The sequence below is a fragment of the Pseudomonas sp. CFBP 13602 genome (genome assembly GCF_014842725.1).
GTDB lineage: Bacteria > Pseudomonadota > Gammaproteobacteria > Pseudomonadales > Pseudomonadaceae > Aquipseudomonas > Aquipseudomonas baltica.
On sequence record NZ_JACYVT010000005.1, the window covers coordinates 364,846 to 382,999 of the forward strand.

14 protein-coding genes are annotated in these 18,154 nt (G+C 63.2%); 6 read left to right on the forward strand and 8 right to left on the reverse strand.

The annotated features are described in order from the left end of the window. Positions 1–36: 36 nt before the first annotated feature. From rfbC to rfbB, 3 genes are read right to left on the reverse strand one after another with little or no spacing between them, the layout of a single operon-like run. The gene (gene rfbC / locus IFU31_RS12940) at positions 37–582 is read right to left on the reverse strand and encodes a dTDP-4-dehydrorhamnose 3,5-epimerase (protein ID WP_122479830.1); all 546 of its coding nucleotides are present in this window, start codon (positions 580–582) and stop codon (positions 37–39) included. Further along, on the reverse strand, positions 579–1,454 hold the full coding sequence (gene rfbA, locus IFU31_RS12945) for a glucose-1-phosphate thymidylyltransferase RfbA (RefSeq protein WP_122479829.1): 876 nt from the start codon (positions 1,452–1,454) through the stop codon (positions 579–581). Before rfbA ends, rfbC begins: the two co-directional genes overlap by 4 nt. Continuing rightward, positions 1,451–2,533, reverse strand: coding sequence for a dTDP-glucose 4,6-dehydratase (gene rfbB / locus IFU31_RS12950; RefSeq protein ID WP_122479828.1), 1,083 nt, complete (start codon positions 2,531–2,533; stop codon positions 1,451–1,453). Before rfbB ends, rfbA begins: the two co-directional genes overlap by 4 nt. 267 nt (positions 2,534–2,800) lie before the next feature. On the opposite strand from rfbB, the gene IFU31_RS12955 reads away from it, so the two are divergent. The 3 genes from IFU31_RS12955 to IFU31_RS12965 all read left to right on the forward strand — a co-directional run bounded on the left by IFU31_RS12955 (position 2,801) and on the right by IFU31_RS12965 (position 8,465). After that, positions 2,801–5,710 carry an aminotransferase gene (locus IFU31_RS12955; RefSeq protein ID WP_192103182.1) on the forward strand — a complete coding sequence of 970 codons (2,910 nt, stop codon included), beginning with the start codon at positions 2,801–2,803 and terminating at the stop codon, positions 5,708–5,710. 88 nt (positions 5,711–5,798) lie between these two features. After that, positions 5,799–6,905, forward strand: a complete 1,107-nt coding sequence (gene aguA / locus IFU31_RS12960; RefSeq protein WP_192103185.1) for an agmatine deiminase — start codon at positions 5,799–5,801, stop codon at positions 6,903–6,905. Between the two features lie 270 nt (positions 6,906–7,175). Beyond that, entirely contained in the window at positions 7,176–8,465 is a 1,290-nt protein-coding gene (locus IFU31_RS12965; protein WP_192055013.1) for an OprD family porin, read from the forward strand. A gap of 73 nt (positions 8,466–8,538) precedes the next feature. On the opposite strand, the gene IFU31_RS12970 is transcribed toward IFU31_RS12965, so the two are convergent. Together IFU31_RS12970 and IFU31_RS12975 are read right to left on the reverse strand one after the other, a co-directional pair. Beyond that, complete coding sequence (locus tag IFU31_RS12970) at positions 8,539–9,798, reverse strand: cation:proton antiporter (RefSeq protein WP_122479824.1); 1,260 nt, start codon at positions 9,796–9,798, stop codon at positions 8,539–8,541. 102 nt (positions 9,799–9,900) lie between these two features. Continuing rightward, positions 9,901–11,070 (reverse strand): MFS transporter, encoded by a 1,170-nt coding sequence (locus IFU31_RS12975; RefSeq protein ID WP_185794741.1) that lies wholly within the window; start codon positions 11,068–11,070, stop codon positions 9,901–9,903. 270 nt (positions 11,071–11,340) lie between these two features. On the opposite strand from IFU31_RS12975, the gene IFU31_RS12980 reads away from it, so the two are divergent. Then, complete coding sequence (locus IFU31_RS12980) at positions 11,341–11,727, forward strand: MAPEG family protein (RefSeq protein WP_185794742.1); 387 nt, start codon at positions 11,341–11,343, stop codon at positions 11,725–11,727. 55 nt (positions 11,728–11,782) lie between these two features. On the opposite strand, the gene IFU31_RS12985 is transcribed toward IFU31_RS12980, so the two are convergent. From IFU31_RS12985 to IFU31_RS12995, 3 genes are all read right to left on the reverse strand, one after another. Then, entirely contained in the window at positions 11,783–12,190 is a 408-nt protein-coding gene (locus IFU31_RS12985) for a DUF1090 domain-containing protein (protein WP_185794743.1), read from the reverse strand. Between the two features lie 256 nt (positions 12,191–12,446). Beyond that, entirely contained in the window at positions 12,447–13,640 is a 1,194-nt protein-coding gene (gene metK / locus IFU31_RS12990; RefSeq protein WP_122479820.1) for a methionine adenosyltransferase, read from the reverse strand. Positions 13,641–13,652: 12 nt separating this feature from the next. After that, positions 13,653–14,654, reverse strand: coding sequence for a metalloregulator ArsR/SmtB family transcription factor (locus IFU31_RS12995; RefSeq protein ID WP_122479819.1), 1,002 nt, complete (start codon positions 14,652–14,654; stop codon positions 13,653–13,655). Positions 14,655–14,846: 192 nt separating this feature from the next. On the opposite strand from IFU31_RS12995, the gene tkt reads away from it, so the two are divergent. Both tkt and epd read left to right on the forward strand, forming a co-directional pair. Further along, positions 14,847–16,844 (forward strand): transketolase, encoded by a 1,998-nt coding sequence (gene tkt, locus IFU31_RS13000; protein ID WP_122479818.1) that lies wholly within the window; start codon positions 14,847–14,849, stop codon positions 16,842–16,844. Between the two features lie 247 nt (positions 16,845–17,091). Then, complete coding sequence (epd, locus tag IFU31_RS13005; protein WP_122479817.1) at positions 17,092–18,147, forward strand: erythrose-4-phosphate dehydrogenase; 1,056 nt, start codon at positions 17,092–17,094, stop codon at positions 18,145–18,147. Positions 18,148–18,154: the final 7 nt, after the last annotated feature.

An 18,154-nucleotide genomic window follows, 5' to 3' on the forward strand; every position in this document is an offset into this window, starting at 1 on the left:
ACGGTCGACATGCATCGCGACGTTACCGCAGGCCGATCACGGGAACACGTCGGCCTCTTCCAGGCGCTTGCCGGCCAGGTCCTTGGCCGACAGCGACGGGGCTGCGTCCAGCTGCCAGTCGATTGCCAACTGCTCGTCATCCCAGGCAATGCTGCGCTCGGACGACGGGTCGTAGTAATCGGTGGTCTTGTAGAGGAACTCGGCGTACTCGCTCTGCACCACGAAACCGTGGGCGAAGCCTGGCGGAATCCACAACTGACGGCTGTTCTGCGCGGACAGCTCGACCGCCACCCACTTGCCGAAGTTCGGCGAGCTGCGGCGGATGTCCACTGCCACGTCGAGCACTTGCCCGGTGACCACGCGAACCAGCTTGCCCTGGGCATGCTGCACCTGATAGTGCAGCCCGCGCAGCACGCCGCGGGCGGAGCGTGAATGGTTGTCCTGGACGAACGGCAGCGTCACGCCGGTGGCCTCCTGGAAGGCCTTGGCATTGAAGCTTTCGTAGAAGAAGCCGCGCTCGTCACCGAAAACCTTCGGCTCGATGATCAACACATCGGGCAGGTCGGTAGCGATCACTTTCATCGGGTTTCTCCGGCCAGCGAGTACAGGTACTGACCATAGCCGGTCTTGCCGAAGTACTTGGCGCGTACCAGCAGCTGTTCGCGGTCGATCCAGTGGTTCTGGTAGGCGATCTCTTCCAGGCAAGCCACTTTCAGGCCCTGACGGTGTTCGATGGTCTGCACGTATTGCGAAGCATCGAGCAGGCTGTCGTGGGTACCGGTGTCGAGCCAGGCAAAGCCGCGGCCGAAGCGTTCCACGCGCAGGTCGCCGCGTTCCAGATAGGCATTGTTGACGTCGGTGATTTCCAGCTCGCCACGTGGCGAAGGCTGGACATCCTTGGCGATGCGCACCACGTCGTTGTCGTAGAAATACAGGCCGGTGACCGCATAGCTGGACTTGGGCTCGGTCGGCTTCTCTTCGATGGACAGTGCACGCCCGTCCTGGTCGAACTCGACCACGCCGAAACGCTCCGGATCCTTGACCCAGTAGCCGAACACGGTGGCGCCGGTCGGGTGCGCCGAGGCACGCTTGAGCTGGTCGCTGAAGTGCTGGCCGTGGAAGATGTTGTCGCCCAGGATCAGGCACACCGGGTCTTCGCCGATGAATTCCTCACCGATCAGGAACGCCTGGGCCAGGCCGTCCGGTGCTGGCTGTTCGGCGAACTGGATGTTGATCCCGAACTGGCTGCCGTCGCCGAGCAACTGGCGGTATTGCGGCAGGTCCTGAGGGGTGGAGATCAGCAGGATCTCGCGGATGCCGGCCAGCATCAGTACCGAGATCGGGTAGTAGATCATCGGCTTGTCGTAGATGGGCAGCAGTTGCTTGGAAACACCCAGGGTAATGGGGTGCAGGCGGGTGCCGGAGCCCCCGGCCAGAACGATACCTTTCATCATGCGATCAAATCCTTAGGTTCGGTGAAGCCCAGGCGTTCACCTTGATAACTGCCGTCCTGTACGCGACGGCACCATTGAAGATTGTCCAGATACCACTGCACGGTCTTGCGCAGGCCGGTCTGGAAGGTTTCCTGTGGCACCCAGCCCAGTTCGCGCTCGATCTTGCTGGCGTCGATGGCATAGCGCACATCGTGGCCCGGGCGGTCCTTGACGAAGGTGATCAGGTCGGCATAGTGCGCCACGCCGTCCGGACGCTGTGGCGCCAGTTCGTCGAGCAGGCCGCAGATGCTGCGCACCACGTCGATGTTCTTCTGCTCGTTGTGGCCGCCGATGTTGTAGGTCTCGCCGACCACGCCTTCGGTGACGACCTTGAACAGGGCGCGGGCATGGTCTTCGACGTACAGCCAGTCACGCACTTGCATGCCATTGCCGTACACGGGCAGTGGCTTGCCGGCCAGGGCATTGAGAATCACCAGCGGAATGAGTTTTTCCGGGAAGTGATACGGGCCGTAGTTGTTCGAGCAGTTGGTGATCAGCACCGGCAGCCCGTAGGTACGCTGCCAGGCACGCACCAGGTGGTCGGAGGCTGCCTTGCTGGCCGAGTACGGCGAGCTTGGCGCGTACGGTGTGGTTTCGGTGAACAGGTCGTCCACGCCGTGCAGGTCGCCGTAGACCTCGTCGGTGGAAATATGGTGGAAGCGGAAGGCTTCGCGTTCGGCCGCCGGCAGGTGCTGCCAGTAGCCACGGGTGGCTTCGAGCAAGGCGTAGGTACCGACCACGTTGGTCTGGATGAACTCGCCCGGCCCGTCGATGGAGCGATCGACGTGGGATTCGGCCGCCAGGTGCATGATCGCGTGGGGCTGGAAGCGCGCCAGCACGGCGCTTACCGCGGCCTGGTCGGCAATGTCGGCCTGGACGAATTCGTAACGGCTGTCGCTGGCGATTTCAGCCAGTGATTCGAGGTTGCCGGCGTAGGTCAGCTTGTCGAGGTTGAGTACTTCGTGCTCGGTGTTGGCGATCAGGTGACGCACCAGTGCCGAGCCAATGAAACCGGCGCCGCCGGTGATGAGAATGCGCATGTCGAAAGCCTTCTTCCTGAGCTGACAATGATTCGTTGCAGCCTAGCTTGTGTGGATGGGCGCGGCGGTGCAAGCCCGGTTTGTCAAACGAATGTGCAACGGTGTTCCGCCCCAGGCCTGTTCGTGAATGACACAGGCCTGGGGCGGCGTAGTTCAACGGCAGCCTGCCTGCGCGATCGGATCGCGAGTGGCAGGGTTGCCGGCGGTGGAAATCCTGCGCGGCGAACCGCTACAGTACTTGCAAACCAGACCATCGAGGTTTCATTCATGCCGCTCGACACGCTCGTGCATCGCGCCAGTCGTTCCAACCCCGTGGTGAGTATCGAACAGGCGCAGGCATTGTTGTTCGAGCATTATGGCCTGCAAGGTCAGCTGCACAGCCTGGGCAGCCAGCAAGACCTCAATTTTCGCGTGGAAAGCGCCCAGCATCGCTGGGTGCTGAAGTTCTGTCACGATGACGCCCCCCAGGCACTCGCGGCCCAGCATGCCGCGATGCGCCATCTGGCTGGCCACGGCCTTGCAGTACCACAGGCACTGGCTGCCCTCGACGGTCGCGACACCCTTGGCGTACACCTGGGCCAGCAGCGCCTGCAGATGCGCGTGTTGAGCTATCTGGACGGTCAGCCGTTGACACGCCTCAAGCATCTGGGGCCGGCTGCGATCGCGCGCATCGGTCAGTTGTGCGGCGAGGTAGACCGCGCCTTGCTCGACTTTCAACACCCTGGCCTTGCGCGCACGCTGCAATGGGACCCGCGACATGCGCATAAGTTGCTTGATCATCTGTTGCCGGCGCTCGACGATCCCGGGCAGCGCGGCCGTGTGGTCGAAATGGCGTTCCAGGCGCAGCGTCGACTGGGTGCGGTCAGTGCCGATCTGCCGCTGCAGGCGGTGCATCTGGACATCACCGATGACAACAGTGTCTGGCAGCGTGATGCCGACCTGCGCTGGCAGCTTGCGGGCCTGATCGACTTCGGTGATCTGGTGCACACCTGGCGGGTGGCGGACCTGGCGGCGACCTGTGCTGCGCTGCTGCATCATGGCCATGGCGATCCGTTCGCGGTGTTGCCGGCAGTGGCAGCCTATCATCGGGTCAATCCGCTCGAGCAAGCGGAGCTGCGTGCCTTATGGCCATTGGTGGTGCTGCGGGCAGCGGTGCTGGTGTCGAGCAGCGCCCGGCAGCTGAGCGTGGCGCCGGACAACGACTATATCCGGGCCAATGTCGAGCATGAGTGGGAAATCTTCGACATAGCTACCGCAGAACCATTCGAATTGATGGAAGCGGCAATTTTCAGCAGTGTGGGGCAGAGCATACCTGAATCAGCCGGAGATGGCATATTGCCTTTGTTTGCTCACGTGACGCATTCGACAGTTTGTCGAGTGGACTTGAGCGTACTCAGCGAGCATTTCGCGGACGGCAACTGGGAGCAAGCGAATATCGACGAACGGCTGCTGAGCGGTGCCGCAGCGGGCAGCGGCTGGGCCTGTACAGGTTATGGTGAGTATCGCCTCTCGCGTACTCGCATCGATACCTGCGCGGCGTCGGCGACCTGCGCGCTGCACGTGCAGGTTCAGGCGCCGCCTGGCACCAACCTGCAGGCGCCCTGGGCTGGCACGCTGAAGCGGTTGGCAGATGCCAGCGTGGTGCTCGAAGGTCCTTCCGTGAGCCTGCACCTGTGGGGGCTCGACTGCCCAAGCCCTGCGGGGACCGTGCTGGCTGCGGGCGCACCGTTGGGCAAGGTCGACGGTTCGCTGCTGGTGCAGTTGTGCCGCAGCCCTGATGTGAGCCCGCCACTGTTCTGCACGCCGGCGCGGGCGGCGGCCTGGCAGTCCCTGTGCCCGTCGCCGGCAAGGGTGCTCGGCATGGATTGCGACGCGCCGCTACCGCCCGACGCAAGTCTGCTGCTGCAGCGGCGCGACGCCAGTTTCGCTCGCTCGCAGAAGCATTATTACCAGGCGCCGCCGCAGATCGAGCGCGGCTGGCGCAACCATCTGATCGACATGCACGGCCAGTCGTACCTGGACATGCTCAACAACGTCGCGGTGCTCGGCCATGGACACCCGCGCATGGCCCAGGTGGCGGCGCGGCAATGGTCACTGCTCAATACCAACTCACGCTTTCACTATGCAGCGATCGCCGAGTTTTCCGAGCGCCTGCTGGCGCTTGCGCCGCCAGGTTTCGATCGGGTGTTTCTGGTCAACAGCGGCACCGAGGCCAACGATCTGGCGATCCGCCTGGCCTGGGCAGCCAGCGGCGGGCGCGACATGCTCAGCATGCTCGAGGCCTACCATGGCTGGTCGGTGGCCACCGATGCCATTTCCACCTCCATCGCCGACAACCCGCAGGCGTTGAGCACGCGACCGGACTGGGTCCATCCGGTCATGGCGGCCAACAGCTACCGTGGCACTTTCCGTGGTCCCGACTGCACCGCAGGCTACGTCCGCAGTGTCAACGACACCTTGCATCAGCTGGATGAGCAGGGCCGCCAACTGGCCGGTTTCATCTGCGAGCCGGTGTACGGCAACGCCGGTGGCATAGCCTTGCCCGAGGGCTATCTGCAGCAGGTCTATGAGCGCGTTCGCGCGCGGGGCGGGCTGTGCATCGCCGACGAAGTGCAAGTTGGCTATGGGCGCCTGGGCGAGTATTTCTGGGGGTTCGAACAGCAAAGCGTGGTGCCGGACATCATCACCATGGCCAAGGGCATGGGCAATGGTCACCCGCTGGGCGCGGTGATTACCCGCCGCGAGGTAGCCGAGGCACTGGAAGCCGAGGGGTATTTCTTCTCATCGTCCGGTGGCAGCCCGGTCAGTTGCCGCATCGGCCTGGCGGTGCTCGATGTGATGGCCGAAGAGGGGCTGTGGGAGAACGCGAGGGTGGTCGGCGGGCATTTCAAGGCACGCTTGCAAGGGTTGCTCGACCAGCATCCGCTGGTGGGCGCCGTGCACGGGTCCGGGTTCTATCTGGGCCTGGAACTGGTGCGCGATCGCCATAGCCTGGCGCCGGCGACGCAGGAGACGGCGTTGCTGTGCGAGCGGCTGCGCGAGCTGGGCATCTTCATGCAGCCCACCGGTGACCACCTGAACATCCTCAAGATCAAGCCGCCGATGGTGACCACCCGACAGAGCGTGGATTTCTTCGTCGATTGCGTGGCGCAGGTGCTTGACGAAATCCAGGGCTGAAAGACAGGCCTGGGCGCGTTTCACGATCCGCTCGACAACCTGTAGAGTGCGCCCATACCTTTTTCATGGACCACCGGAGCCCTGACCCATGACCACGCTCGACAGTACCCCTCGCGCCGACGGTTTCCACATGCCGGCCGAATGGGCGCCCCATACCCAGACCTGGATGCTGTGGCCCGAGCGCCCGGACAACTGGCGCCTGGGCGGCAAGCCGGTGCAGGCGGCGCATGTCGCCCTGGCCAAGGCCATCGCGCGTTTCGAGCCGGTCACGGTCGGGGTGTCTGCCGGGCAGTACGACAACGCGCGCGCGCGCCTGGACGTGCCGAACATTCGCGTGGTCGAAATGAGCAGCGACGATGCCTGGATGCGTGATACCGGGCCGACCTTCGTGATCGACGAAAGCGGCCAGGTGCGCGGTGTAGACTGGGCGTTCAATGCGTGGGGCGGCTTTGAAGGTGGCCTCTATGCGCCCTGGAACCGCGACGAGCAGGTGGCAAGCAAGGTGCTGGGCATGGAGCGCTGCCAGGGTTACTACACGCAAGGTTTCGTGCTCGAAGGCGGCTCGATTCACGTGGACGGCGAAGGCACGCTGATCACCACCGAGGAATGCCTGCTCAACCGCAATCGCAACCCGCACCTGAACCGCGAGCAGATCGAGCGAATCCTGTCCGATCATCTGGCAGTGGACAAGGTCATCTGGCTGCCCGACGGCCTGTTCAACGACGAGACCGACGGACACGTCGACAACTTCTGCTGCTACGTGCGTCCCGGTGAAGTGCTGCTGGCCTGGACCGACGACGCCAGTGACCCGAACTATGCCCGTTGCCAGGCTGCCCTGCAGGTGCTGGAAAGCAGTGTCGATGCCAAGGGCCGGGCGCTGGTGGTGCACAAGATGCCGATCCCGGGGCCCCTGTATGCCACCCAGCAGGAGTGCGATGGCGTCGATCTGGTTGCCGGCAGCCAGGAGCGTCACCCGTCCGTGCGCCTGGCCGGATCCTACGTTAACTTCCTGATCGTCAACGGCGGCATCATCGCGCCCAGCTTCGACGACCCGCTCGACAGCCAGGCGCAGGCCCTGTTGCAGCAGCTGTTTCCGGAGCACGAAGTGGTGATGGTGCCGGGCCGTGAATTGCTGCTCGGTGGCGGCAACATCCATTGCCTGACCCAGCAGCAGCCGGCGCCCGTGCGCGGCTGAGGCGGGCTGACCAGCCTTTGAAGCCCGACCTGATGTCGGGCTTTTTTGTGGGCGTTATGCCGCAAAGCGACCTGCTTATAGCGATAAAGTTTCACGAAATTTTGACTTTCGCGTCCTCCCATCGCTAGGATCCGACCCCGCGCACTGGCCCGCATAAACCCTGCCCCGCCCCTCCGAATGCCTGTTGCAGAGCGTTGCGCTGGCAATGCGGACGGCGGGAAACGAGCGGGTGGCCGTGTCGCGTCCTCACTGGTGATTAGGGAAAACAAGATGTTGAACAAGAAACTGGCTGTCCTCGCGCTGGGCGTGATGGCGGCGACCCAGGCCATGGCCAGCGAACAGGCCGATAGCAAGGGCTTCGTCGAAGACAGCCACCTCGACGTACTGCTGCGCAATGCCTACATCAGTCGTGACTACAAGCATGGCGGGCAGGACAAGGCCGAGTGGGGCCAGGGTGTGATCGCCAAGTTCAATTCCGGTTTCACCCAGGGCACGGTCGGCGTCGGCGTCGATGCATTCGGCCTGTATGCGCTGCGCCTGGACGGCGGCACCGGTCGCGCCGGTGCCGGCGGCATCGACTTTTTCAAGCGTGGCGGTACTTCGGACGATCCAAGCAGTGCGCCCCACGATCTGGCCCGCGCCGGCGCAGCGGTGAAAGTGCGCATCTCCAATACCGTGATCAAGTACGGCGACCAGATGCCGGCGCTGCCGGTGCTCAATTTCGACGATTCGCGCCTGTTGCCGGAAAGCTTCACCGGCACCCTGATCACCTCCAAGGAAATCGATGGCCTGGTGCTCAACGCCGGCCGCTTCACCCAGGAAGCGCGCAAGAGCGCCGAAGCCCGCGACAGCGGTGGCCTGAAGAAAATCGACGTGTACGGCGGCAGCTATCAGTTCAGCGACAGCCTGACCGGTGCCTTGTATGCCTCGGATGTCGAAGACCGGCTGAAGAAGCAGTACGTCAACCTCAACTACGTGCTGGCCCTGCCGAGCGAACAGTCGCTGACGTTTGATTTCAACGGCTACCGCTCGCACCTGGACAAGGACTACGCCAGCACGCTGGGCACTGGCCAGGACAACAAGATCTGGAGCCTGGCCGCGACCTGGGCCTTCGGTCCGCACTCGCTGACCCTGGCACACCAGCGCAGCACGGGCGATACCGGCTACAACTACGGTTTCTATCAGAACGCCGGTGGCGTGGGCGACGGTGGCTCGACCATTTTCCTGGCCAACTCGTACTGGTCGGACTTCAACGCCGAAGACGAAGTCTCCTGGCAGTTGGGCTACGGCATCGACTTCCGCACGTTCGGCGTGCCCGGCCTGACCTACAAGGTGGCCTACGTGCGTGGCGACAACATCCGCACCCCGACGGGCGATGGCCAGGAACGCGAGATCTTCAACCAGGTCCAGTACGTGGTGCAGAACGGCCCGGCCAAGGACCTGACCCTGCGTCTGCGCGGCTCGTGGTTGCGCACCTCGGACAACGTCCGTGCTTCGGGCTATAACGACGACGGCAACGAAGTACGCGCTTTCGTCGAGTACCCGATCAACATCTTCTGATGGCGACCTGGTTGTGATGTTGTAAATGAAAAACCCCGCGAGAGCGGGGTTTTTCGTATGCGAACGATGCCGATCAATGCTCGCGCACGGCCTGCGTATCCGGCTCGCGGGTCACGGCCTTGACCAGTTTGCCGATGCTCAGGCCCTGCAGCAGGATCGAGGACAGCACGACGATGTAGGTGATGCTCAACAGCAGGTCGCGTTCCGGTCCGATCGGCAGGGCCAGGGCCAGGGCGACCGAGACGCCGCCGCGCAGGCCACCCCAGGTAAGCACGCGAATGGTGCCACGCGGGACGCTGCGAAAGCGTCGCAGCAGCAGAATCGCCGGGGCCACCGTGAGCAACCGCGAGAGCAGGATCGCCACGGCCAGCAGGGAGGCTGCGAACAGGTGCAGCCAGGAGAACGGCAGCAGCAACAGTTCCAGGCCGATCAGGGCGAACAGCAGGGCGTTGAGGATGTCGTCGAGCAACTCCCAGAAGCCGTCCATGTAGCGCCGGGTCATGTCGTTCATCGCCAGGTTGCGCCCCAGGTTGCCGATGATCAACCCGGCCACCACCATTGCGATCGGCGCCGACACATGCAGCTCGTAGGCCATGGCCGAGCCACCGATCACCAGCGCCAGGGTCAGCATGACCTCGACCTGGTACTGCTCGATGCTCTTGATCATGCGGTAGACGATGTAGCCGATCAGGCCGCCGAACAGTGCGCCCCCTACGGCTTCATGCAGGAACAGCATGGCCGTTGCGCCCGCCGTCGGTGTTTCGCCCAGTTGAGCGATACCCAGCAGCACGGTGAACACCACCACCGCCGTGCCATCGTTGAACAGCGATTCGCCGACAATGGTGGTTTTCAACGGCTTGGAGGCGTTGGCCGTGCGCAGCACGCCCAGCACCGCGATCGGGTCGGTAGGTGAAATCAGGGCGCCGAACAGCAAGCAGTACAGGAAGCTGACGTGCCAGCCGAACAGGCCGAAGATCCAGAAGGCCAGGGCGCCGATGACGAAGGTGGCGATCAGCACGCCGAAAGTGGCCAGCAGACCGATCGGCCAGCGGTAGTTGCGCAGGTCGGCGAGGTTCACGTGCAGGGCGCCGGCGAACAGCAGGAAGGACAGCATCCAGTTCATCAGCAGATCGCCGAAGTCGATCTGGTTCATCAATGCTTCGACGCGTTCTTCCAGGCCCGGGTAGCCGATGAAACTCAAGCCTTGCAGGATCAGCGAGAACAGCAGAGCGGTCACCATCACGCCGATGGTAGGGGGCAGGCCGATGAAGCGGAAATTCACATAGGTCAGCAGTGTGGTGAGGCAGATGAATGTGGCAACTAACTCGAGCATCCGGGCTCCTTTGGTCAAATGATGAAGATTTATCGATAGATGAGGTCTATCAAGCGCTGCGATGTTGTTGGATGTTGCCGTGCGCCCGAACGGCACACCCGTTCATCCCGCCGCGTTGAGTGCCGCCGTCGGCCTGCGCTGCCAATAGATGAACACCACGGCGAGTATCAGGGTGCCGATGCCGGTGATGGCGCCGGTCCATGGCAAATCCACCAGTGGTGCACCACTGGCGACAACCAGGCCGCCGACCCAGGCGCCGGCGGCGTTGCCCAGGTTGAAGGCGCTCTGGTTGAGGGTCGAGCCCAGGTTCGGCGCCTCGTGTGCCTGGTCGATGATCAGCAATTGCAGGATCGGGCACAGCGCGAAGGCGAACACGCCCCACGCCAGCAATGTCAGCGCGGCCGGGATCAATGAGCCGCTGGTCTGGGTGAACAGGGCCAGGATCAACACCACCGCAATGGCCATGCCCACCAGCGAGGGCAGCAGGCGCGAGTCGGCCAGACGGCCACCGAGCATGCTGCCGATGGTCAGGCCGACGCCGAACAGCAGCAGCATCACGGTGATGCCGTGGGCGCTGACGCCGGTAACGTCCTGCAGGATCGGTGCAATGTAGGTGAACACACTGAACAGGCTGCAGGAGGCCATCGCGCTCATGGCCAGGGGCAGCAACACGTTGGGCTTGCGCAGCACGCGGAACTCGCGGGCCAGGTTGCCGCGTTCCATGGGAATGGCCTTGGGCAGCCAGACGATCTGCGCCAGCAAGGCAATGATGCCGATCACCGAGACGGCCCAGAACGTGGAGCGCCAGCCGGCGAACTGGCCCAACGCCGTGCCCAGCGGTACCCCCAGCACGTTGGCCAGGGTCAGTCCGGTGAACATCAGGGCGATGGCCTGGGCGCGCTTGTTCGGCGCCACCAGGCCTGCGGCCACTACCGAGCCGATTCCGAAGAACGCTCCATGGCACAGGGCCGTGATGATTCGGGCGCCCATCAGCGTGGCGTAATTGGGCGCCAGCGCGCACAGCACGTTGCCGAGGATGAACATCAAGGTCATGCCCAGCAAGGTAGCCTTGCGCGGCAGGTTGGCGGTGAGCACCGCCAGCACCGGCGCGCCGAAGACCACGCCCAGGGCGTAGCCGGTGATCAGCAAGCCCGCATCCGGGATGCTGACGGACAGGTCCTGCGCCACATCGGTGAGCAGGCCCATGATGACGAATTCGGTGGTGCCGATGCCGAATGCGGCGACGGCCAATGCAAACAATGCAAGTGGCATGCGGATGTTCTCGAGTAGGAGGGTGAGTTGCCCGACAAAGGCATGCGCCAGCCTCCGCATGAACTGCAGAGAACACGATTTATTGGAATAGGAGCGCAAAAGGATGCAGCAATACAGCGGCGCGTATTATAGGGAGTGCCGCAAAGGCGGCCAAATTGATAATTGCAATGGAACTCTGCGCGGGCGAACCTTTCGCGGCGTGTGTCCTCTTAATATCTATCGAGCGTGCATGGGCACATCGGTGTGGAAGACTCGAACAAGGAACTCTGTATGACCGTCGCCTTCTGGTGTGTCTTGATCGCTTTGGTATTGCCCTACGCATGCGCCTATATCGCCAAGTTCACGGGCGGCAACTTCGGCTTGCGCCACAACCATGATCCGCGTGCCTACCTCGACGCGCTGGAGGGCTTGCCCAAGCGGGCCCACGCCGCGCAGTTGAACAGTTTCGAAATTCTTCCCGGCTTCATCGCCGCAGTGGTCATTTCCGATATCGTCGGCAATGCGCAACAGGTGACGCTCGACGTGCTGGCAGTGGTGTTCATCACTACACGTCTGCTGTACATCATCTGTTACCTGGCCGACTGGGCTGCCTTGCGGTCGTTGGTATGGTTCACCGGGTTCGCGATCATCGTCAGTTACTTCTTCGTCTCGATGTAGCGGCACTTTGCGTACAGGCGGCGGATCATCGACATGACTCGCCGCGCAATGCTCGTTACTTGTCCAGCTCATCCATTGCTTCTTGCAATTCCTTGCGCGACTCGGCGAGCTTGTCCTTGCGCTTGTTGATCTTCTCCGAATCGCCTTTCTTCATGGCTTTGTCCAGGTCGCTTTGACGCTTGCTGACTTCGCGCTTGGCATCGAGCACTTTGCCTTCACGTTCCTTGCGCAGCGAATTGTCGGTGCAGTTGGTCTGGATCTCGCGCAGTGCGGTGTTCAGGCCATCGACCTGATTCTGGTTGCCGTTGGCCTTGGCGACGGCGATCTGTGCCTGCACGTTCTGCTGCTTGGCGGCGCAACCGGTGGCCACTGCCGCCACGGCGGGGGCAGGAGGGGCAGCCATCGCCGGGGCGACAAGCACACCGGTGACCAGCAAAGCGCACAGGGAGGAAAGCTTGTTCATGGTGACTCCGTGAATATGATTCTGAATAGTTGACGATGAATTGAAGTAAATTTCTGTAGGACGCGTCCTATTCGTGGCACCACGTATCGAGTTGCTGCAGTGGCCCACGACATGATCCTTCCATTGAAGGACCTTTTGCCGGCCAGGTCAAAGCCGTCTCGCCTCGAAGCAGGCCTGCGCCGTTTGCGACGACACAAAAAAGCCCCGGCCAGTCACCCGGCCGGGGCTTTTCGTGTACTGCTGTCAGGCGCCTGGCTTACTTGAGGCCGGCGGCGTCGCGCAGGGCCGCGGCACGGTCGGTGCGCTCCCAGGTGAACGCGGTGAAGGTGTCGTCGCCTACGGTCATTTCCACCGGCGCCCGGCCGAAGTGGCCGTAGGCCGCGGTGGCCTGGTACATCGGGTGCAGCAGGTCGAGCATGGTGGTGATGGCATACGGACGCAGGTCGAAGTGCGCACGCACCAGCTTGACGATCTGGTCGTCGCTGATCTTGCCGGTGCCGAAGGTGTTGATCGAGATCGACGTGGGCTGGGCCACGCCGATGGCGTAGGACACCTGAATCTCGCAGCGCTCGGCCAGGCCGGCGGCGACGATATTCTTGGCCACGTAGCGACCGGCGTAGGCCGCAGAGCGGTCGACCTTGGACGGATCCTTGCCGGAGAACGCACCGCCACCGTGGCGGGCCATGCCGCCGTAGCTGTCGACGATGATCTTGCGTCCGGTCAGGCCACAGTCACCCACCGGGCCACCGATGATGAAGTTGCCGGTCGGGTTGATGTGAAACTGGGTGTCCTTGTGCAGCAGTTCGGCCGGCAACACGTGCTTGACGATCAACTCCATCACGCCTTCGCGCAGGTCCTTGTAGGACACGTCCGGGTTGTGCTGGGTCGACAGCACCACTGCATCGATGCCCACGACCTTGCCGCCTTCGTACTGGCAGGTGACCTGCGACTTGGCATCGGGGCGCAGCCACGGCAGCAGGCCGGACTTGCGCGCTTCGGCCTGGCGCTCGACCAGGCGATGCGAGAAGCAGATCGGCGCGGGCATCAACACGTCGGTTTCGTTGCTGGCATAGCCGAACATCAGGCCCTGGTCGCCTGCGCCCTGATCTTCCGGCCTGCTGCGGTCCACGCCCTGGGCGATGTCTACCGACTGCTTGCCGATGATGTTCATGACCGCACAGGTGGCGCCGTCGAAGCCGACATCGGAGCTGTTGTAGCCGATGTCGACGATGACCTTGCGCACGATGTCTTCCAGGTCGACCCAGGCCGACGTGCTGACTTCGCCGGCGATGATCGCCACGCCGGTCTTGACCAGGGTTTCGCAAGCCACGCGGGCGAACTTGTCCTGGGTGATGATGGCGTCCAGCACCGCGTCGGAAATCTGGTCGGCGATCTTGTCCGGGTGTCCTTCAGAGACGGACTCGGAGGTGAAAAGGGAGTATTCGCTCATCTCGACGGTTTCCTAAATTGACCGATGGTGAGTGTCGCCAGCCGGCCGCGAGAAATGTCGGACCTGAATCTGGAAACCATTACGTAAGCCCACGTAGAGGCTCTCTCCGGGTACAAGCCCCGCAGCGGTGGCCCAACGGGCCAGATCTTCCTGTTCGAAACCCAACCAGAGATCACCGCAGGCCTCCTTGGCCCAACTCTGGTTGTGGCTGCACAATTCTGTGACCAAAAGACTGCCACCCGGTTGCACGCGCTGGGCCAGATGACCGAGGGCCTGCTGCGGGTCGCTGAAGTGGTGCAGGACCATGTTCAGCACCACGCAGTCGGCGCGCAGGCTGGTGGGTGCCAAGGCATCGACCAGCTCCAGGCGCACGTTGCCCAACCGCTCGCGCAGGCAGACCTGACGCGCCAGTTCGAGCATGGCCGGGCTGTTGTCCTGCGCCGTGACCTGAGCAAAGCGCCGCGCCAGCTCGGGCAAGAAGCCGCCGTCGCCAGGGCCCACTTCCAAGGCGCTGGCCTGGCTGGTGAAGCTGAGTTTGTCGAGCAGGGCCAGCAGGCTTTCGCGGTACTGCGGCAAGCCGGCGATGAGGTCCTGCTGGGCGCGGAATTTTTCTTCCATGCGCGAGAAGAAATCTTCGCTGGCCGCCGCGCGCTGGCGCTGCACCACGGCCATGCGCACCTGGGCCTCGGCCGGCAGGCTCAACGCGTCGACCTCTTCGAGCAAAGCGCTGTGCAGGCGCCCGCCCAGCGCGCGAGCGTTGGGCAGGGCGCGGCGGTAGAAAATCGCGTTGCCCTCGCGGCGGGTAGCCACCAGGTCGGCTTGGGCGAGCACCTTGAGGTGATGGCTCATGCCCGACTGGCCCACTGCGAAGATCTGCGCCAGCTCGAGCACGCCGAACGAATCGCTGGCCAGCGCGCGCAGCACGTTGAGGCGCAGTGGATCGCCGCCGGCCTTGCACAGGGCCGCCAGATCGTCACTTGCCTGATGGTCGAAAGCAGGGGCGCGCAGGTTCATAGGTTCGGCAGTCTAGTGAGCGATGCGCAGCCTCGCAAGACCAATATCAAAAAGTTTTGATATTGGTTCGGGGGTGGTGCGGCCGGGCATTTGCCCGCTGGGGCAAATGTCCGATTGCCCAACCCCCTGCCGGTGGGGGAAAATGTCGTTCTTTGTTGTATCCCTGCCTACACAGACCCCAGGAGACATGCGATGCCCAGCCGTCGTGAGCGCGCCAATGCCATTCGTGCACTGAGCATGGATGCCGTGCAAAAAGCCAACAGCGGCCACCCAGGTGCCCCCATGGGCATGGCGGATATCGCCGAAGTGCTGTGGCGTGACTTCCTCAAGCACAACCCGGCCAACCCGGCGTTCGCCAACCGCGACCGTTTCGTCATGTCCAACGGCCACGGCTCGATGCTGGTCTATTCGCTGCTGCACCTCACCGGCTACGACCTGGGCATCGAGGACCTGAAGAATTTCCGCCAGCTGCACAGCCGCACCCCGGGCCACCCCGAGTACGGCTACACCCCAGGCGTGGAAACCACCACCGGCCCACTGGGTCAGGGCCTGGCCAACGCCGTCGGTTTCGCCATTGCAGAAAAAGTGCTGGCGGCGCAGTTCAACCGCGACAGCCACAAGATCGTCGATCACAACACCTATGTGTTCCTCGGCGACGGCTGCATGATGGAAGGCATCTCCCACGAAGTGAGCGCGCTGGCCGGCACCCTGGGCCTGGGCAAGCTGATCGCTTTCTACGATGACAACGGCATCTCCATCGACGGCGAAGTCGAGGGCTGGTTCACCGACGACACGCCGAAACGCTTCGAAGCCTACGGCTGGCAAGTGATTCGCAACGTCGACGGCCACGATGCGGACGAAATCAAGACCGCCATCGAGACCGCGCGCAAGAGCGAGCAGCCCACCCTGATCTGCTGCAAGACCACCATCGGCTTTGGCTCGCCGAACAAGCAGGGCAAGGAAGACTGCCACGGCGCGCCACTGGGTGCCGAAGAGATCGCTTTGACCCGCGCCGCGCTGAAGTGGAACCACGGCCCGTTCGAAATCCCGGCCGACATCTACAAGGAATGGGACGCCAAGGAAGCCGGCGTTGCCGTGGAAGCCGAGTGGAACCAGCGCTTCGCTGCCTATTCCGCCGCCTACCCCGAACTTGCCAATGAATTCGTGCGGCGCATGAGCGGTGAGCTGCCAGCCGATTTCTCCGAAAAGGCCAGCGCCTACATCGCCGAAGTGGCCGCCAAGGGCGAGACCATCGCCAGCCGCAAGGCCAGCCAGAACGCCTTGAACGCCTTTGGCCCATTGCTGCCGGAAATTCTCGGTGGCTCGGCCGACCTGGCCGGTTCCAACCTGACCCTGTGGAAAGGCTGCAAGGGTGTCGAAGCAGATGACGCCGCCGGCAACTACATCTATTATGGCGTACGCGAATTCGGCATGAGCGCGATCATGAACGGCATCGCCCTGCATGGCGGCTTCGTGCCGTACGGCGCGACCTTCCTGATCTTCATGGAATACGCACGCAACGCGGTACGCATGTCGGCGCTGATGAAGAAGCGCGTGATCTACGTATTCACCCACGACTCCATCGGTCTGGGCGAAGATGGCCCGACCCACCAGCCGATCGAACAGCTGGCCAGCCTGCGCTGCACCCCGAACCTCGACACCTGGCGTCCTGCCGATGCGGTCGAGTCGGCGGTAGCATGGAAATTCGCCCTGGAGCGCAACGACGGTCCATCGGCGCTGATCTTCTCGCGTCAGAACCTCGATCACCAGACCCGCGACCAGGCCCAACTGGCCGATATCACCCGTGGCGGCTATGTGCTCAAGGATTGTGCTGGCGAGCCTGAGTTGATCCTGATTGCCACCGGTTCCGAGGTTGGTCTGGCGGTGAAGGCATTCGACAAACTCACCGAGCAGGGCCGCAACGTGCGCGTCGTGTCGATGCCGTGCACCAGCGTGTTCGACGCGCAGGACGCAGGCTACAAGCAGTCGGTGTTGCCGCTGCAGGTCAGCGCGCGCATCGCCATCGAGGCGGCGCATGCCGACTACTGGTACAAGTACGTGGGCCTGGAAGGCCGCGTGATCGGCATGACTAGCTTTGGCGAGTCGGCACCGGCGCCGGCCTTGTTCGAAGAGTTCGGTTTCACCCTGGAGAATATCCTGGCCACCGCCGAAGAATTGCTCGAAGACTGATCCACACCCGCGTAGGAGCGGTCATGGGCCGCGAAGGGCGTGCTGCGGTGTGTCAGGTGTACCGCGGCGAGGCTTTCGCGGCCACGGACCGCTCCTACGGGGATTGCGGACCTCCTGTAGGAGCGGTCATCGGCCGCGAAGGGCGTGCTGCGGTGTGTCAGGTGTACCGCGGCGAGGCTTTCGCGGCCACGGACCGCTCCTACGGGTGGTCCTCGGATGCTCATAATAATTCCAGGCGTACTTGCTCATGTCTTCTCCACGCCCCTACAGAGTCGCTCTCAACGGTTACGGCCGCATCGGTCGCTGCGTGCTGCGTGCGTTGTGCGAGCGCGGTGCGCAGGCCGAGTTCGAGGTGGTGGCGATCAACGACCTGGCCGACATGGCCAGCATCGAGTACCTCACGCGCTTCGATTCGACCCACGGCCGCTTTCCCGGTGAAGTCACGGTGGATGCCGACCACCTGTTGATCAACGGTCAACGCATACGCGTCACCCGCAGTGCCACGCCCGAAGCGATCGACTGGGCCGCGCTCGACATCGACCTGGTGCTCGAATGCTCCGGGGCCTACAACACCCGCGGCGACGGCCAGCGTTTCCTGGCCGCCGGCGCACCGGCCGTGCTGTTTTCCCAGCCCATGGCCAGCGAAGCCGACGTCGATGCCACCATCGTGTTCGGTATCAATCAGGATTGCCTCAGCGGACGCGAACGGCTGGTTTCCAACGCGTCCTGCACCACCAATTGCGGCGTGCCACTGTTGCGCCTGCTGGATCAGGCCATCGGCCTGGAATACGTGTCCATCACCACCATTCACTCGGCCATGAACGACCAGCCGGTGATCGACGCCTACCACCACGAAGACCTGCGCCGTACGCGCTCGGCATTCCAGTCGGTCATTCCGGTTTCCACCGGCCTGGCCCGTGGCATCGAACGGCTGCTACCGGAACTTGCCGGTCGAATCCAGGCCAAAGCAGTGCGCGTGCCGACCGTCAACGTGTCATGCCTGGACATTACCCTGCAGATGGCGCGCGACACCTGTGCCGTGGAGGTCAACCGGATTCTCTACGAAGCAGCGTGCAGTGGCCCGTTGCAGGGGCTGCTGGCCTACACTGAGTTGCCGCACGCCAGTTGTGATTTCAACCACGACCCTCATTCGGCCATCGTCGATGCCAGCCAGACCCGCGTTTCCGGCCCGCGCCTGGTGAACCTGCTGGCCTGGTTCGACAACGAATGGGGTTTTGCCAATCGAATGCTCGACGTTGCGGGGCATTACCTGCGCGTCATGAACAATTCCAAACGAGCTTGAAAGGACT

What these genes read in the sequence shown, in the direction of transcription:
- rfbC (WP_122479830.1), bottom strand. Translation starts at nt 582, where the DNA reads ATGAAAGTGATCGCTACCGACCTGCCCGATGTGTTGATCATCGAGCCG.
- rfbA (WP_122479829.1), bottom strand. Translation starts at nt 1,454, where the DNA reads ATGATGAAAGGTATCGTTCTGGCCGGGGGCTCCGGCACCCGCCTGCAC.
- rfbB (WP_122479828.1), bottom strand. Translation starts at nt 2,533, where the DNA reads ATGCGCATTCTCATCACCGGCGGCGCCGGTTTCATTGGCTCGGCACTG.
- IFU31_RS12955 (WP_192103182.1), top strand. Translation starts at nt 2,801, where the DNA reads ATGCCGCTCGACACGCTCGTGCATCGCGCCAGTCGTTCCAACCCCGTG.
- aguA (WP_192103185.1), top strand. Translation starts at nt 5,799, where the DNA reads ATGACCACGCTCGACAGTACCCCTCGCGCCGACGGTTTCCACATGCCG.
- IFU31_RS12965 (WP_192055013.1), top strand. Translation starts at nt 7,176, where the DNA reads ATGTTGAACAAGAAACTGGCTGTCCTCGCGCTGGGCGTGATGGCGGCG.
- IFU31_RS12970 (WP_122479824.1), bottom strand. Translation starts at nt 9,798, where the DNA reads ATGCTCGAGTTAGTTGCCACATTCATCTGCCTCACCACACTGCTGACC.
- IFU31_RS12975 (WP_185794741.1), bottom strand. Translation starts at nt 11,070, where the DNA reads ATGCCACTTGCATTGTTTGCATTGGCCGTCGCCGCATTCGGCATCGGC.
- IFU31_RS12980 (WP_185794742.1), top strand. Translation starts at nt 11,341, where the DNA reads ATGACCGTCGCCTTCTGGTGTGTCTTGATCGCTTTGGTATTGCCCTAC.
- IFU31_RS12985 (WP_185794743.1), bottom strand. Translation starts at nt 12,190, where the DNA reads ATGAACAAGCTTTCCTCCCTGTGCGCTTTGCTGGTCACCGGTGTGCTT.
- metK (WP_122479820.1), bottom strand. Translation starts at nt 13,640, where the DNA reads ATGAGCGAATACTCCCTTTTCACCTCCGAGTCCGTCTCTGAAGGACAC.
- IFU31_RS12995 (WP_122479819.1), bottom strand. Translation starts at nt 14,654, where the DNA reads ATGAACCTGCGCGCCCCTGCTTTCGACCATCAGGCAAGTGACGATCTG.
- tkt (WP_122479818.1), top strand. Translation starts at nt 14,847, where the DNA reads ATGCCCAGCCGTCGTGAGCGCGCCAATGCCATTCGTGCACTGAGCATG.
- epd (WP_122479817.1), top strand. Translation starts at nt 17,092, where the DNA reads ATGTCTTCTCCACGCCCCTACAGAGTCGCTCTCAACGGTTACGGCCGC.